This window comes from Erwinia sp. 198, assembly GCF_003937915.1.
Taxonomy (GTDB): Bacteria; Pseudomonadota; Gammaproteobacteria; order Enterobacterales; family Enterobacteriaceae; genus Erwinia; species Erwinia aeris.
The window spans coordinates 179,936-194,532 of the sequence record NZ_RHUM01000006.1; the positions used below are offsets into that span (position 1 = coordinate 179,936).

At 54.3% G+C, this 14,597-nt stretch carries 15 protein-coding genes; 6 read left to right on the plus strand and 9 right to left on the minus strand.

The window, feature by feature from the left end; genetic code table 11:
- Positions 1-135: 135 nt before the first annotated feature.
- Entirely contained in the window at positions 136-1,416 is a 1,281-nt protein-coding gene (locus EGK14_RS10545; RefSeq protein ID WP_125289055.1) for a cystathionine gamma-synthase family protein, read from the minus strand.
- 563 nt (positions 1,417-1,979) lie between these two features.
- Here EGK14_RS10545 and EGK14_RS10550 point away from each other — a divergent pair.
- From EGK14_RS10550 to hpt, 3 genes are all read left to right on the plus strand, one after another.
- Positions 1,980-2,822 carry a YPO3983 family protein gene (locus EGK14_RS10550; RefSeq protein ID WP_125289056.1) on the plus strand — a complete coding sequence of 281 codons (843 nt, stop codon included), beginning with the start codon at positions 1,980-1,982 and terminating at the stop codon, positions 2,820-2,822.
- On the plus strand, positions 2,812-3,276 hold the full coding sequence (locus EGK14_RS10555) for a DUF943 family protein (protein ID WP_125289057.1): 465 nt from the start codon (positions 2,812-2,814) through the stop codon (positions 3,274-3,276). The genes EGK14_RS10550 and EGK14_RS10555 overlap by 11 nt, the downstream gene beginning before the upstream one ends.
- Positions 3,277-3,685: 409 nt before the next feature.
- Positions 3,686-4,222 carry a hypoxanthine phosphoribosyltransferase gene (hpt, locus tag EGK14_RS10560; RefSeq protein ID WP_125289058.1) on the plus strand — a complete coding sequence of 179 codons (537 nt, stop codon included), beginning with the start codon at positions 3,686-3,688 and terminating at the stop codon, positions 4,220-4,222.
- A gap of 61 nt (positions 4,223-4,283) precedes the next feature.
- On the opposite strand, the gene can is transcribed toward hpt, so the two are convergent.
- Positions 4,284-4,949 (minus strand): carbonate dehydratase, encoded by a 666-nt coding sequence (can, locus tag EGK14_RS10565; RefSeq protein ID WP_125289059.1) that lies wholly within the window; start codon positions 4,947-4,949, stop codon positions 4,284-4,286.
- Between the two features lie 106 nt (positions 4,950-5,055).
- Between can and EGK14_RS10570 the strand changes: the two genes are divergently transcribed.
- The 3 genes from EGK14_RS10570 (at position 5,056) to EGK14_RS10580 (ending at position 8,839) form a co-directional block, all read left to right on the plus strand.
- Positions 5,056-5,982, plus strand: a complete 927-nt coding sequence (locus tag EGK14_RS10570; protein ID WP_125289060.1) for an ABC transporter ATP-binding protein — start codon at positions 5,056-5,058, stop codon at positions 5,980-5,982.
- On the plus strand, positions 5,979-6,749 hold the full coding sequence (locus EGK14_RS10575) for an ABC transporter permease (protein WP_125289061.1): 771 nt from the start codon (positions 5,979-5,981) through the stop codon (positions 6,747-6,749). Before EGK14_RS10570 ends, EGK14_RS10575 begins: the two co-directional genes overlap by 4 nt.
- 311 nt (positions 6,750-7,060) lie before the next feature.
- Positions 7,061-8,839 carry a hypothetical protein gene (locus tag EGK14_RS10580; RefSeq protein ID WP_125289062.1) on the plus strand — a complete coding sequence of 593 codons (1,779 nt, stop codon included), beginning with the start codon at positions 7,061-7,063 and terminating at the stop codon, positions 8,837-8,839.
- Between the two features lie 80 nt (positions 8,840-8,919).
- Here the strand turns inward: EGK14_RS10580 and panD are convergent, their stop codons facing one another.
- From panD to dksA, 7 genes are all read right to left on the minus strand, one after another.
- Entirely contained in the window at positions 8,920-9,300 is a 381-nt protein-coding gene (gene panD / locus EGK14_RS10585; protein ID WP_125289150.1) for an aspartate 1-decarboxylase, read from the minus strand.
- 35 nt (positions 9,301-9,335) lie between these two features.
- Positions 9,336-10,190 carry a pantoate--beta-alanine ligase gene (gene panC, locus EGK14_RS10590; RefSeq protein ID WP_125289063.1) on the minus strand — a complete coding sequence of 285 codons (855 nt, stop codon included), beginning with the start codon at positions 10,188-10,190 and terminating at the stop codon, positions 9,336-9,338.
- 14 nt (positions 10,191-10,204) lie between these two features.
- Positions 10,205-10,999, minus strand: a complete 795-nt coding sequence (gene panB, locus EGK14_RS10595) for a 3-methyl-2-oxobutanoate hydroxymethyltransferase (protein ID WP_125289064.1) — start codon at positions 10,997-10,999, stop codon at positions 10,205-10,207.
- A gap of 58 nt (positions 11,000-11,057) precedes the next feature.
- On the minus strand, positions 11,058-11,534 hold the full coding sequence (gene folK, locus EGK14_RS10600; RefSeq protein ID WP_125289065.1) for a 2-amino-4-hydroxy-6-hydroxymethyldihydropteridine diphosphokinase: 477 nt from the start codon (positions 11,532-11,534) through the stop codon (positions 11,058-11,060).
- The gene (gene pcnB / locus EGK14_RS10605; RefSeq protein ID WP_125289066.1) at positions 11,531-12,949 is read right to left on the minus strand and encodes a polynucleotide adenylyltransferase PcnB; all 1,419 of its coding nucleotides are present in this window, start codon (positions 12,947-12,949) and stop codon (positions 11,531-11,533) included. The genes folK and pcnB overlap by 4 nt, the downstream gene beginning before the upstream one ends.
- Positions 12,950-13,087: 138 nt before the next feature.
- On the minus strand, positions 13,088-13,963 hold the full coding sequence (gene gluQRS, locus EGK14_RS10610; protein ID WP_125289151.1) for a tRNA glutamyl-Q(34) synthetase GluQRS: 876 nt from the start codon (positions 13,961-13,963) through the stop codon (positions 13,088-13,090).
- Between the two features lie 53 nt (positions 13,964-14,016).
- Entirely contained in the window at positions 14,017-14,472 is a 456-nt protein-coding gene (gene dksA, locus EGK14_RS10615) for an RNA polymerase-binding protein DksA (RefSeq protein WP_125289067.1), read from the minus strand.
- Between the last annotated feature and the right edge of the window lie 125 nt (positions 14,473-14,597).

Below are 14,597 nucleotides of genomic sequence, written 5' to 3' on the forward strand. Positions count from 1 at the left end.
TGGCATATCTGCAGAAAAGCGTGAGTGGCAGGTGCGGCTTCTGTAAGAACAGGGCAGGCATTATGCCTGCCCTGATATACCTGCTTCAGAAGCTGCTGTGCGGCAGGTAAGAGCTTTACCGCTAAGTTTGCGACGCTAAACTTTTTCCAGCGCCAGGCGTAGATCCTCAATTAAATCGTCTTTGTTTTCGATGCCGATGGAGACGCGAACGGTAGCCTCATTAATGCCGATACGCGTACGTACCTCCGCCGGGACGCCGGAATGCGTGGTGCTGGCAGGATGGCTGGCGAGTGATTCGGTGCCGCCAAGACTTACCGCCAGCTTAAACAGCTGGAGCGCATTCAGCAGCTTAAAGGCAGCCGCCTGGCCGCCGACCACGTCGAACGAGAACGTCGATCCCGCGCCGCTGCACTGTTGTTGATAAACCTTTGCGGCTGGCGAACCGGCTTCCAGAAACGGCAGATAGTGTAGTTTTTCAATTTTTTGATGCGATTGCAGAAACGCGGCGACGGCGGCGGCATTGTCGTTGGCGCGTTCCATACGCAGCGACAGCGTTTCCAGCGAGCGGCCGATCATCCAGCAGGAGTGCGGATCGAGCTGGGTACCAATCGCGCTGCGCAACGCTTTAATCTGTTTGATCAGCGCCTTGCTGCCCATTACCGCGCCGGCAATCAAATCGGAATGGCCGCCGACATATTTGGTCAGCGAGTACAGTGACAGATCCGCGCCGTGTTCGGTTGGACGCTGAAAAACCGGCCCGAGCAGCGTGTTATCACAGGCAATAATCGGACGATGCTGCTGCTGTGCTATTTCATCAGCCACGCGTTTAATCAGCGCGATATCCACCAGGCTGTTGGTAGGGTTAGCGGGCGATTCAATGAGGATCATTGATACGCGTCCCTGTTTCATTGCCTCTTTTGCCGCTGCCCGTACGGAGGCCTCATCCACGCCGTCGGCAAACCCGACCGACGCCACGCCCAGCCGACGGAACGTTTTGGTTAGCAGCGTTTCGGTGCCGCCATATAAAGGTTGCGAATGCAGAATGACGTCGCCAGGCTCGACAAAGGCCAGCAGGGCAGTAGAAATAGCCGACATGCCGGAAGAGAACAGCGCCGCGCTTTCGGTGCGCTCATAAATCGCCAGCCGATCCTCGACGATTTCGCTGTTGGGATGGTTAAAGCGTGAGTAAACCAGGCCGTTGCCTTCGCCTTCCGGCGGCTCGCGACGACCGGAAACGTAATCGAAAAAGTCGCGGCCTTCTTCGGCGCTGGTAAAAATAAAGGTCGAAGTCAGGAACACGGGCGGTTTCACTGCGCCTTCGGACAGCGCGGGATCGTAACCGTAGTTAAGCATTTGCGTTTCAGGCTGTAGTTCACGATTGCCGAGATGCGTTTTTTTTGCGTGTTGCGTCGCCATGGGTTCTCCTGACCAGCGAGGGTAAATAAGCGATCGCATCTTAGCCTTACCGCCATAACGTTATTAAATAATTTATTGGACTATCGTTAAGCTTTTACTGAAAATATTCAGGCCTTCCGGAAGGCTATATGTCTGTTAGCATGAAATTCAGATGCTGTTATTCTTCGCTGAAGGAAAAGTAGTAAAAAAAGCGGCGGGATGAACAGATTGATCGGGATGAAATATAACGATGACAGGATTTTTCCAGCAAAAGGTTTTACAAAAATAATTTTTTTGACAGCGTCCTTAAACAATGGAAAAGCTATTCATTGGTTTTACTTAACGGAACGCTGTTGGCTATGCCGCTGACCTTTCCATTAGCACTATATTCCCCAGATCTTTGGCTATCTTGCTTTTCCGATTTTGCGGGCTGGAAAGGTATGAAACGGATACACTCCGCTCAAGCGGGCAAAATTCTTAATTTTTTTTTCATTTAAATGTTGGGCGTTTACAGGCGATTTGAGCGGCGTATAATTTACATTTAGCTGAAAATTTTCAGGAGTAACCCACAAGGAAGCGATACCATGTCTGCATTACAATTTCCCTGTACAATTTTCAAAACACAAAAAAAGATGGAAGATTACAGCGCCAGTGATATGCATTGTGGCGATTTATCAGAATTTCAGCTGAAAAGAGAGTTTCATCTGGTCGATGTATCCACCAGAGTCAATCCTTACACATTGACCAAAATCACCCCATTTAATCAACCTCAATCGAGATTCTATGGCTACCGTAGCGAAGGTGAGAAAATTTCCCGGCAAGAATGTGCCAAAATCCTCTTTGATGAATTCCGACACCTTTCGCGGACATTTTCCATTTACGGACCTTACAGCCATCTGATTGAAAAAATGATAACCCATATGCAGAATGGCAACGGTATGCCTTTTCAGGATACATCTTTGGATAGTGCGTTAAAAAAGCATATTCTAAATGATAATTCTAAAAACAATACGCGTCTTTTGTTAACTAAAGTCGTTGATAAAAACATAGACTGGATAAAGGGTTACTTTCCTTTAGCGCAAAAAAAAGAGTTAACAAAAGCGATCCTTAGAGGGAAATTACCTAAATTTGATCGGTTGCAGGATAGTTTTAACGGAATGGGGATTACAGTACATGATGTATGGGCTACACATATCACTATAAAATCACTGCATATTGAAAATGAGCGGTACCGCGCGCTTGTGAATTACAAAATACAGGATCATTTTGGCCTGGATAGTGAAGATATTTCAGCGTTAAAATTTAATCAGTTCCGTTTTTTTCGCATCTGGTTTTTGCTTCAACGATACAACCTGTTTGGCTTTAAACCCTTTATGACCAATATGGAAACCACTGTGGAAATTACCGGGAGACGTGATGAAAAATAATAAAAAATTATTGAGTACGTTGTTACTGGTTGGTAGCGCGTCACTGGTCTATTTTTTTTGGTTGTTTTTTCGCCCTGTGGTAATAGTTGCCGTTCACGAGGACGGGAACTTCAGTGATGTCATAGTAAAAAATGTTCCGTTTACCGATCGGGGTAAAATAGCCTGGTGGCTTAAAAATAAAGATAAGCTAAAAAACCGTTACGGCATCCCTAAACCAGCATTATATGGAAATTACACCATTAGCTTTTGGTTATTTGGTGATGGCTATAAAGAAGAGGGCAAGTATGACAGGTTATGTTTTAAGGATATGCAAACTGATAAGAACTGCATTGATAAAAACAGAGTGTTTTCAATAGATAAGAGCAAGAATAAGGGGACTATCTTCGTTGTGTATGATGGCGATGATTACCGACTGGAACAAAATGGGGAAGTAATAAAAATTGAACATAATTAAAGCTTTATTTATTGCGTAGTGCCCAGGGGAAAATCTTCCTTCCCCTGCTGATTTCTTATCATGTTTCAGCCGGGTACTGAGATACGCTGATAACGGACACAGCTAAAAACATACATCACCGGCCTTCAGGGAAGTTATTGCCTCTTGTTCGGAGATCGGCAATGCAAGACAAAGGGTAATCTAACCCCTGAGTTTTTCCCGTCGGCCAAAAGCGGCGATTTGTTCGCATGCTTTCAGTTCATCCGGCAACCATCCCTGATATAATCCCCCTCCTTAAGAGGTTCTCATGCTATCGCCGTTGTATTGGATTGTGTGGTACTCCGTACAGCAATCGGTGTGTCAATATCGACTTTTCATACACGCTTTACATGATGTTTAACTGAATAAAATCAGTGAGATAAGCTAATTTATGAAACACACTGTAGAAGTCATGATCTCCGAGCAAGAGATCGCCAAACGCATCGCTGAACTGGGCCAGCAGATCACCGAAAACTACCGCGACAGCGGCAGCGAAATGGTGCTGGTCGGCCTGCTGCGCGGTTCCTTTATGTTTATGGCGGATCTCTGCCGCAGGATTGAGGTATCGCACGAGGTCGATTTTATGACGGCTTCCAGCTACGGCAGCGGTATGTCCACCACGCGCGATGTGAAAATCCTTAAGGATCTGGATGAAGATATCCGTGGCAAAGATGTGCTGATTGTGGAAGACATCATCGATTCCGGCAATACGCTGAGCAAAGTGCGGGAGATCCTGCGCCTGCGTGAGCCAAAGTCGCTGGCAATCTGTACGCTGCTGGATAAGCCTGAACGGCGGGAAGTGGAAGTGCCGGTGGAATACGTGGGCTTTACTATTCCTGATAAATTCGTCGTGGGCTACGGCATCGACTATGCCCAGCGCTATCGCCATCTGCCTTACGTAGGGCACGTGGTGATGCTGGAAGAGTAACGCTCACCGCACGATCGACTAAGGCCGGCTTTCCCGGCCTGATATATGATCCGGCCGGAGATCAGCTCGGGTTTTGCAAGCCTTTCAGCGCGTTAGCGATACCTTTGTGGTGACGTTCTTCAAGCACGTCCATGCTGGAGGCGCCGACTTCCAGGTCGTGCAGGTGGCCATCCTGAATACCGTAAACCCAGCCGTGAATTTTGACATTCTGACCGCGTTTCCATGCCGACTGCATGATGGTGGAGTGGCCCAGGTTATAAACCTGCTCGATCACGTTGATTTCACAAAGTTTGTTAAAACGCTGCTCCGGCGTCGGCAGCTGTTTCAATGACGAACTATGCTTGTACCACAGATCGCGGATGTGCAGCAGCCAGTTGTTGATCAGACCCAGTTCCGGGTTCTCGACCGCCGCCTGCACGCCGCCGCAGCCGTAGTGGCCGCAGATAATGATGTGCTCCACCTGCAGTACCTCCACCGCGTACTGCACAACGGAAAGGCAGTTCAGATCGGTGTGAATAACCAGGTTAGCCACGTTGCGATGGACGAACAGTTCGCCCGGCTCCAGGCCGGTCAGACGTTCGGCTGGTACACGGCTGTCGGAACAGCCAATCCAGAGAAAACGAGGCTTCTGCGCCAGCGACAGGCGTTCAAAAAAGGCCGGGTTTTCTTCTTTCAGCAGGCGAGACCACTCGCGGTTGTTACTAATGAGATTATCAATATCTTTCATTTTTATAGCGCCATAACTTGATATGCGTGGCAGTAATATAGGCCATCAAACTGTGATTGAAAACGCTAAACAAGAAAACCATACAAAACAGGGCAATCCTTTACCTATGACTTATGCACTGGAACTTGAAAAGCTGACCAAAACCTATGCGGGTGGCGTTCAGGCCTTGAAAGGAATCGATCTTAACGTGGAAGCAGGCGATTTTTATGCGCTGCTTGGCCCCAACGGCGCGGGTAAATCCACCACCATCGGAATTATCAGCTCGCTGGTGAATAAAACCGCCGGCAAGGTGCGGGTGTTTGGCTATGACCTGCAGCAGGATGTGGTCAACGCCAAGCGCCAGCTGGGGCTGGTGCCACAGGAGTTTAACTTCAACCAGTTTGAAACCGTGCTGCAAATCGTGGTCAGCCAGGCGGGCCTTTACGGCGTTGAGAAAAAAGACGCGCTGCAAAGGGCGGAAAAATACCTAAAGCAGCTCGATCTATGGGACAAGCGCAACGAGCGAGCGCGGATGCTTTCCGGCGGCATGAAACGCCGCTTGATGATCGCCCGCGCGCTAATGCACGAGCCAAAGCTGCTGATCCTGGATGAGCCGACCGCGGGCGTGGATATTGAGCTGCGCCGCTCGATGTGGAGCTTTTTGCAGGATCTGAATGCCAAAGGCACCACCATCATCCTGACCACCCACTATCTGGAAGAAGCCGAAATGCTTTGTCGCAATATCGGCATTATCCAGCATGGCCGTCTGGTGGAAAATACCACCATGAAAGGACTGCTGGCGAAGCTGAAATCGGAAACCTTTATCTTCGATCTGGCGGCGAAAAGCCCGCTGCCGGCGCTGGAAGGCTTCCAGTATCGGCTGGTGGATACCTCAACGCTGGAGGTGGAAGTCATGCGCGAGCAGGGGCTGAACAGCGTCTTCAGCCAGCTCAGCCAGCAGGGCGTCAAGGTATTAAGTATGCGCAACAAGGCTAACCGCCTTGAGGAGCTGTTTGTAGACCTGGTAAACGGTCGCAAAGGAGAGAAAGCATGACACATCTGTACTGGGTTGCCCTGAAAAGTCTGTGGGGAAAAGAGATTAACCGTTTTGCCCGGATCTGGATCCAGACGCTGGTGCCGCCGGTTATCACCATGACGCTCTATTTTATTATCTTCGGCAACCTGATTGGCTCCCGCATCGGCGATATGCATGGCTTCAGCTATATGCAGTTTATCGTGCCGGGGCTGATTATGATGGCGGTGATCACCAATGCCTATGCCAACGTAGCGTCCTCTTTTTTCAGCTCGAAATTCCAGCGCAATATCGAAGAGCTGCTGGTGGCGCCGGTGCCGACGCACGTCATTATCGCTGGCTATGTCGGCGGCGGCGTGGCGCGCGGCGTCTGCGTCGGGATCCTGGTGACCGCGGTATCGCTGTTCTTTGTGCCGTTTCACGTGCACTCCTGGCTGATGGTGGCGGTAACGCTGCTGCTGACGGCGATCCTGTTTTCGCTGGCGGGCCTGCTGAACGCGGTCTTTGCTAAAACCTTTGACGACATCAGCCTGATCCCGACTTTTGTGCTGACGCCGTTAACCTATCTGGGCGGCGTGTTCTATTCGCTGACGCTGCTGCCGCCGTTCTGGCAGATGGTGTCGAAGCTGAACCCGATCGTCTATATGATCAGCGGCTTCCGCTTTGGCTTCCTGGGCATCTCCGACGTGCCGCTGGTGTTTACTCTGGCGGTGCTGGTAGGCTTTATCGCGGTGTTTTACATTCTGGTCTGGTGGCTGATCCAGCGCGGAAGAGGGCTGCGTACCTAAACGCTTAAAGGCCTCTCTTCCCGCAGTGGGAAGGGGGGCTGAACCGCCTTCTCTCTGCATGGAGAAGGTGGCTGAACGGAGCTGGCTCATAAAGAAAGCGTAACCGCAAAGAGCACGATCTCCATCCCCGCATTATTTGACGTCCATCACTGAATATAAGAAAACCTTATTTAGCGGCAAACTTTTTCCTCCCTGTTGCCACTCAGTCCTATCGCGAGCACGTTGTACTGGTATTAAGTATGGCCGGTGTCGTCACGATAAATCAGCAGGCCACAAGCCTGCTATCTTTGACTTAGCCGGGGATCAGACTTATGCCAGGCGTAAATGCATTACCTTCTGCCTTAACTACCGCCGCTCACTCTTCAGGCCAGGCAACTTCCGCTCAGGAGGCTCGCGCCCGGGGTACCGGTGGGGCAGGCCCTTCTACGGCAGTAACCACACCAGCAGACGCTGCGCGCGAGCGGTCTATTGAAAACATGGTTACCCAGCTCAATCACTATTTTCCCGGCAGTGACGGATTACAAGCGCTGGTGCGGGATCGGGCTACAGAGCTGCACGATATGGAGGAAACATCCCATGACGTGGCTGAAAATATGGCTAAAGGGCAGCAGCTGGATTTTATTAGCGAGGCGGCAGGCAACGCGGTGAAAGCGTTCCCTTTTGCCATCTCGGGTTATGCCTCAGGCGCGCTCAAGCTGGCGGCCGGTATTGACGGTGCTTCTCCGGGCTCAGAAGCCTTGGCCGGTGCCGTTGATGGCGCAACGGCGATGGTGATGAAAGCGGTAGGGGATAAAGTTTTTGCTAACACGACAAAAGATACGCTGTGGCTGGCCGCAGACGCCGAAAAGCTGGAACCGGAAATGCAGGAGGTGCTGAAAAAACGTCAGGGCCTGGGAGAGAGCCTGAAACTGGCCCCGCTGGGGGGCCAGGGATTCAACGGGCGTAATGCCGTCGTGGGCGCGGTGGCAGTAGCATCACACAATAATCCTCAGGCGGTATCTCATACCAGCAACGTGCTGAGTCTGGCGGCAGGCGCGGCGGGCGGCGTCCTTACCAACAAATTCAGCGCTTCTCACGGCCCTGAATACCTGCTGGGACGGACCGACTGGAAAGAGCAATATAACGCATTGAAAGCAACCAGCGTAAAGCAGCAGGTCATGTCCGGCGGCGCGGAAAGGTTGAAAACGCTGCTGCTTAGCGTAGTAACGCCGCGTAATTACGCCAAAGGCATGCTGAATGTTACTTCGGGAAACATGGTGTCGGAAATTGGCGCTTTAGCCGTGGCGCTTGCCGGCAACAATGCCTTACGAAATGTCGCGCGTAATCCCGGCGTGAGCGGAGCCGTGAGCTCTGCCCCTTCGGGCGCCATTGATGATATTATCGGCCGCCTCACCGCAGGCCAGCTGACCTCGCCAACCGAAATCGCTAAAGATCAGGCGATTAACCTGGTGGGTGCCGCACTGGCCTATGCTTTTCAGGGCGTCGCAGGCGCGTTGGCCGGGCCGGCACCCACCCGCAATGACGAGGCCGTGGATTTAGTGGCAGATAAAATCGTTAATAGCCTGGTCGGGCAGAAAACCGGGGAGTTAAGAGATGAAGCCGTGGATCTGTTAAGGCAGGGAGCCACTGGTGCTCAAAACAAAGCGACGCAGTTTAAAGATAAGGCTTCCCGGGGCGCCACTTCATTTGCTGAGGGGGCGACCAATACGCGCAACGCAATGGGGAACGGCCTGAGTAGGGTAAAAAATGACGTTACGGGTGCCATGAACAATGCGCAGCAGTGGACCGCTGAACAGCTTAGAAAGCAGTTTTCTACGCCACCTCAGCCAACCGCGCAGGCTCATGCCGCCACGCCGGGTCAAACTGCGGCTCTGGCTTCATCGTCACAATCTACCGCTCAGGCTTCAACGCCGCAACCGGCTACGCAACCTCCAACTCAGACTTCAACGCCGCAACCGCCAACTCAGGCTTCAACGCCACAACCTCCAACTCAGACTTCAACGCCGCGACCTGCGGCTCAAACTTCAACGCCGCGACCGGCACCCGAAAATATAGAGATGCAACCAATGGGTAAAAGCAAACAGGCGTAGCCCTGAAGCAGGCCAGCAGAGAGCAGGGAAAAGACACAGAGAGAGGGTAAACAGCGGGGGAGCGATCCCCCGCCAGCCGATCAGGCGAGCTGAACCGGCACCGCTTTCGCCAGACGCTTCATCACGTTATCGCCTTCAAAGTAGGCGACTTTCGGCTGCCATTCACGGGCTTCGGCATCCGGCATGGTTACGTAAGAGCAAATAATCAGAATATCGCCTTCGCAGGCGCAGCGGGCGGCCGCGCCGTTGACGGAGATAATCTTCGAGCCACGTTCGGCCGCGATAGCATAGGTAGAAAAGCGCTGGCCGTTAGTCACGTTATAGATATCGATCGCTTCATATTGCAGGATGCCGGAAGCATCCAGAAAGTCCTGGTCAATGGCGCAGGAGCCTTCGTAGTTCAGATCCGCCTGCGTGACTTTGACGCGGTGGAGTTTGCCCTGCAGCATGGTACGGTTCATCATTTACCTCTGGTGAATAAGCAATAATCGGCACGCTATGCCGTTAAATCGACCTGTTGATTATCGATCAGGCGCGCCTTGCCCAGCCAGGCCGCCATCAGGATGACCGCGCTTTTGCTTTCTACCGTCAGCGGCAGCAGCGTTTCGGCATCAACAATCGCCAGTCCGTCAGCGCGCAGGCCGTGGATGGCCAGCGCGGCTTCCGCATCGGCAACAATCTCATCGACATGACGTTCTCCATTGGACAACCTTTCCGCCATGCTGTTCATGACGCGGCTCAGTGCGGGCGCAATTTTTCGCTCGTCGGGCGTCAGATAACCGTTACGCGAGCTGAGCGCCAGGCCGTCTTTCGCGCGCACCGTCGGCACGCCGACAATCTCGATATCGTAGCCCATGTCCGCAACCATCTTGCGGATCAGCGCCAGCTGCTGGAAATCCTTCTCGCCAAAGCAGGCCAGATCGGGCTGTACGAGGTTAAACAGTTTGCTGACGATGGTCGATACGCCGCGAAAATGGCCCGGGCGGCTGGCGCCTTCCAGCAGCGAAGAGAGGCCTGGCACCTCGACAAACGTCTGCTCGCCAAGCCCTTTTGGATAGATATCATCGGGCGCGGGCGCAAACACCAAATCCACCTTGCGGCGGTTCAGCTTCTCACAGTCTTCCTGGAGCGTGCGCGGATAGCGCGCCAGATCGTCAGCGCGCTCAAACTGCATCGGGTTAACGAAAATAGTGGTAACCACAATATCGGCGCGCTCGCGGGCTTCGTCTACCAGCGTCATATGGCCGTCGTGCAGATTGCCCATCGTGGGCACCAGCGCGATACGCTTGCCATCTTGCCGCCAGCGGCGGATCTCACGCCGCAGCATGGGTAAGGTTTCAATAATCAGCACTTGCCGCTCCCGTCTCAGTAAAAACTGTGTTCTTCAGCAGGATACGTTCCCGCTTCGACTTCCGCTACATACTGCCTGACGGCAGCGCGCATCTCGCCTGTTTCCAACAGGAAATTTTTGACGAATTTAGGAATATGCCCGCCGGTAATGCCGAAGGCGTCGTGCATTACCAGGATCTGACCGTCGGTCACGTTGCCCGCACCGATGCCGATCACCGGAATAGCCAGCGCCTCGGTCACGCGCTGCGCCAGCGCGACGGGTACGCACTCCAGCACCAGCATTTGCGCGCCGGCCGCTTCCAGCGCCAGCGCGTCGGCCAGCAGCGTCTCCGCCGCCTCGCTATCGCGACCCTGCACTTTATAGCCGCCGAAGATATTGACCGACTGTGGCGTCAGGCCCAGATGCCCACAGACCGGTACGGCGCGTTCGGCCAGCTGGCGCACGGTGTCGCTCAGCCAGGCACCGCCTTCGATTTTCACCATGTTCGCGCCCGCGCGCATCAGCTCGGCCGAGCTGGCAAAAGCCTGTTCCGGCGCGGCGAAGGTCATAAAAGGCAGATCGGCCATCAGCAGCGCGGCAGGGGCACCACGACGCACGGCACGGGTATGATAGGCGATATCCGCCAGCGTGACGGGCAGCGTGGAATCATGGCCCTGAACGACCATACCAAGCGAATCGCCGACCAGCATGACCTGGATGCCTTCGTCGGCAAACAGGCGAGCGAAGCTGTAGTCATAAGCGGTGACAGAAGCGAATTTGCGGCCGCTTTTTTTCCATTGGCGAAGGGTGGAGACCGTTGTCGGTTTCATCACAACCTCTGAGAAAGTGTTCTGGTGGGCGTATCTTAAAGGAAGGGCGGTAGCCTGGCTACCAGGACTTAATGGCCCGGCAGTCCAGCGTGGCGACCAGTTTTTTAAGCGGCGTGCCGTCCGGTAAAATCAGTTCCGGCGCGATGGCGAGCAGCGGCACCAGCATAAACGCGCGGTTGCGCATATCGTAGTGCGGTACGGTCAGACGCGACGTGTTAATCGTCAGATCGCCAAACAGCATGATGTCCAGATCCAGCGTGCGCGGGCCCCAGCGCTCATCCTTACGTACGCGTCCCTGTTCCTGCTCAATACGCTGGGTATGATCAAGCAACGTTTCCGGCGGCAGCGCCGTTTCCAGCAGCACGGCGGCATTAAGATAGTCTGGCTGATCCGGCGGGCCGTAGGGCGGCGTGCGGTAGAAGGGGGAAGTGGCCAGCAGGGAGGTTTGCGGCAGCCCGGCCAGTGCATCAAGCGCGGACTGCACCTGATGCAAAGGATCGGCCAGGTTGCTGCCTAAGGCGAGATACGCCCTCATACGTTGCTGTTGTTACCGTCGCGACGAGGGCCAGGCACGCGTTTGCGTGGACGGCGGGTGCGGCGACGCGGCACCGGATCGTCGCCAAGCGTATTCAGCATCGTTTTCTGCTGCGGCGGCGCGGCAACCTGGAACTCGCCCCACCAGGCGGAGAGGCGCAGCAGCTCCTGGTTATTCTCTACTTCGGCGCGCAGCGCCAGCAGGTCGTAAGCGGCGCGGAATTTAGGATGCTCCATCAGCTTCCAGGCACGCTTGCCGTGGCGGCGGGAAAGGCGCAGCTGCAGCTGCCAGATATCGCGCACCAGCGTGGTAATGCGTTTCGGAATAGCCAGCGAGCGGCATGCTTCATCCAGCACGTCGTTCATCGCCAGCGCGAAAGCGTCATAGTAGGCCAGGCCGCTTTCCTGGGCGATTTTCTGCGCCGCTTCCAGCTGCGGATACCAGAACATCGCCGAGAACAGAAACGCCGGGTTAACGCGCATAGCGTTATGAATGCGGTTATCGGTGTTTTTCAGCACCTGCACCACCATGCGTTCCATATTGCTGTCGCCCTGGTCCGTAAAGTAGCGGGTGATCAGCGGGAAGAGCGGCTGGAACAGCTGATATTCACGCAGCTGCAAATAGGTCGTGTAGCCATAACCGGCCTGCAACAGCTTCAGCGTCTCTTCAAACAGGCGCGCGGGCGGAATATCGTGCAGCAGCGTTGCCAGTCGAGGGATCGGCTCTGCCGTTTCGGCGGCGATGCTCATATCCAGTTTGGCGGCGAAACGGATCACACGCAGCATCCGCACGGGATCTTCACGGTAGCGCGTTTCCGGATCGCCAATCAGACGGATAATGCCCTGATGCAGGTCGTTCAGGCCGCCAACATAGTCGCGTACGCTGAAGTCGGCCACGCTGTAATACAGGCTGTTGATAGTCAGATCGCGGCGCTGGGCGTCATCTTCAATGGTGCCGAAAATGTTGTCGCGTAGCAGCATCCCGTTCTGGCCGCGCTGCGAGCTGTTGCGATCGGACTCCGGCTGTTCCGCTTCGTGATGGCCACGGAAGGTGGCGACCTCAATGATTTCCGGCCCGAACATGACATGAGCGAGGCGAAAACGACGGCCGACCAGACGGCAGTTGCGGAACAGCTTACGCATCTGCTCCGGCGTGGCGTTGGTGGTCACGTCAAAATCTTTCGGTTTTTTGCCCAGCAGTAAATCGCGGACGCCGCCACCGACAAGGTAAGCCTCATAGCCCGCTTTATTCAGTCGGTACAATACCTTGAGGGCATTTTCACTGATGTCTTTACGCGAGATAGCGTGCCCGTCACGCGGGATCACGGTTATCTTAGGCGCAACCTGCACCTCGGCTGGCGCCTCGCCTTCGCGGTTCAAAACTTTTCGGCAAAAATTAGCAACTCGGGTAAAAATGGGACACCTCGATAGTGACGTTAAAGCTGGGCGATAAAAAACAGCGGCTAATCATAGCTCAGTGTGGCGCGTTTGAGAATGCTCATCTCGCTTCGCTCTCGTTTTCAGGCCAGAGCGGGCGCGCGTATTCACTTTCTACTAACCATTTTGCAACAGTATATTCTGGCGCGGCACGCGGGTCAGATCCCAGGCGGCGACCGCTTTTTCCAGTAAAACAGACGGCGTTTCGTCGCGCCATCCTTCGCTGACCGGCTGGCCTAAAAAGCGCAGTGCCTGTGCCAGCATGGGCCGCGGATCGCCTGCCGGCAGCGGCGGTGCATGATTTTGCTTGGAAAGCTTGTTGCCATCGGCGTTGACCGCCAGCGGCAAATGCAGGTAGCCCGGCACCGGCCAGCCGAAGCGCTGGTACAGCGTTATCTGTCGTACCGTCGGCTCGATCAGGTCGGCACCTCTGACGACTTCCGTCACGCCCTGAAAATGATCGTCCACCACCACCGCAAGATTATAGGCAAACAGGCCGTCGCGGCGGTGAATGATAAAATCTTCCTGCGCCAGCGCGGCGTCGGCCATCACCTCGCCGCGCAGCGTATCGGTAAAATGCGCCACGGGGCGATCGACGCGCAAACGCAGTGCCGCATTATCCGGGCCGCATTGTCGCGTCCGGCAGTAGCCATCGTAAAGGCCGCCGATTTGCCGAATGCGGCTGCGCGTACAGGTACAGTAATAGCTGTGGCCCTGCTGATTTAGCCAGGCCAGCGCTTCCCGATAGGCTTCATGACGCTGCGACTGCCAGAGCACCTCGCCATCCCAGTGCAGACCATACTGCTCCAGCTGCTGAAGAATGCGCCGCGCCGCGCCGGGCACTTCGCGAGGCGGATCGATATCTTCAATGCGCACCAGCCATTTGCCCTGCTGCGCGCGTGCCTGCAAATAGCTGCCAAGCGCGGCTATCAGCGAGCCGAAGTGGAGTTCACCGGAAGGGGATGGGGCGAAGCGCCCGATACAGGATGACATCGGAGAAGAGACAGGCAGTGAAGCGGATGCCTCACTGCACAATCCATTAGCCATTAACCGGCCATTTGTTTTTCGCGGATTTCCGCCAGCGTTTTACAGTCGATGCAAAGATCGGCGGTAGGACGTGCTTCAAGGCGACGGATACCGATTTCAACGCCGCAGGAATCGCAGTAGCCGAAATCGTCATCTTCTACTTTCTTCAGCGTCTTCTCGATCTTTTTGATCAGTTTGCGCTCGCGGTCACGGTTACGCAGTTCAAGACTGAATTCTTCTTCCTGTGCTGCCCGGTCAACCGGATCGGGGAAGTTGGCAGCTTCATCCTGCATATGCGTGACGGTGCGATCAACTTCATCCCGAAGCTGGTTACGCCAGGCTTCAAGGATCTTCTTGAAATGCGCCAGCTGGGCTTCATTCATGTACTCTTCGCCCGGCTTCTCCTGATAGGGTTCCACACCAGCGATGGCGAGAATACTCAGGGACGAGGTTTTACGGGTTTGCCCTTCTTGCATGTTGTTTCTCCTGGATAACACGCACTATCGATCCCCAGAGGGGATAAAAACAGGTCGCTATAAATAGCAGAAGCGATCAAGGTTGGCAATTATTCCTGAACATCCCTTGACAAGGCTGTGAGGAA

Bases quoted from the DNA above. Each gene is read 5' to 3' on its own strand.
- EGK14_RS10545 (WP_125289055.1), bottom strand. From the start codon at position 1,416: ATGGCGACGCAACACGCAAAAAAAACGCATCTCGGCAATCGTGAACTA.
- EGK14_RS10550 (WP_125289056.1), top strand. From the start codon at position 1,980: ATGTCTGCATTACAATTTCCCTGTACAATTTTCAAAACACAAAAAAAG.
- EGK14_RS10555 (WP_125289057.1), top strand. From the start codon at position 2,812: ATGAAAAATAATAAAAAATTATTGAGTACGTTGTTACTGGTTGGTAGC.
- hpt (WP_125289058.1), top strand. From the start codon at position 3,686: ATGAAACACACTGTAGAAGTCATGATCTCCGAGCAAGAGATCGCCAAA.
- can (WP_125289059.1), bottom strand. From the start codon at position 4,949: ATGAAAGATATTGATAATCTCATTAGTAACAACCGCGAGTGGTCTCGC.
- EGK14_RS10570 (WP_125289060.1), top strand. From the start codon at position 5,056: ATGACTTATGCACTGGAACTTGAAAAGCTGACCAAAACCTATGCGGGT.
- EGK14_RS10575 (WP_125289061.1), top strand. From the start codon at position 5,979: ATGACACATCTGTACTGGGTTGCCCTGAAAAGTCTGTGGGGAAAAGAG.
- EGK14_RS10580 (WP_125289062.1), top strand. From the start codon at position 7,061: ATGCCAGGCGTAAATGCATTACCTTCTGCCTTAACTACCGCCGCTCAC.
- panD (WP_125289150.1), bottom strand. From the start codon at position 9,300: ATGAACCGTACCATGCTGCAGGGCAAACTCCACCGCGTCAAAGTCACG.
- panB (WP_125289064.1), bottom strand. From the start codon at position 10,999: ATGAAACCGACAACGGTCTCCACCCTTCGCCAATGGAAAAAAAGCGGC.
- folK (WP_125289065.1), bottom strand. From the start codon at position 11,534: ATGAGGGCGTATCTCGCCTTAGGCAGCAACCTGGCCGATCCTTTGCAT.
- gluQRS (WP_125289151.1), bottom strand. From the start codon at position 13,963: ATGTCATCCTGTATCGGGCGCTTCGCCCCATCCCCTTCCGGTGAACTC.
- dksA (WP_125289067.1), bottom strand. From the start codon at position 14,472: ATGCAAGAAGGGCAAACCCGTAAAACCTCGTCCCTGAGTATTCTCGCC.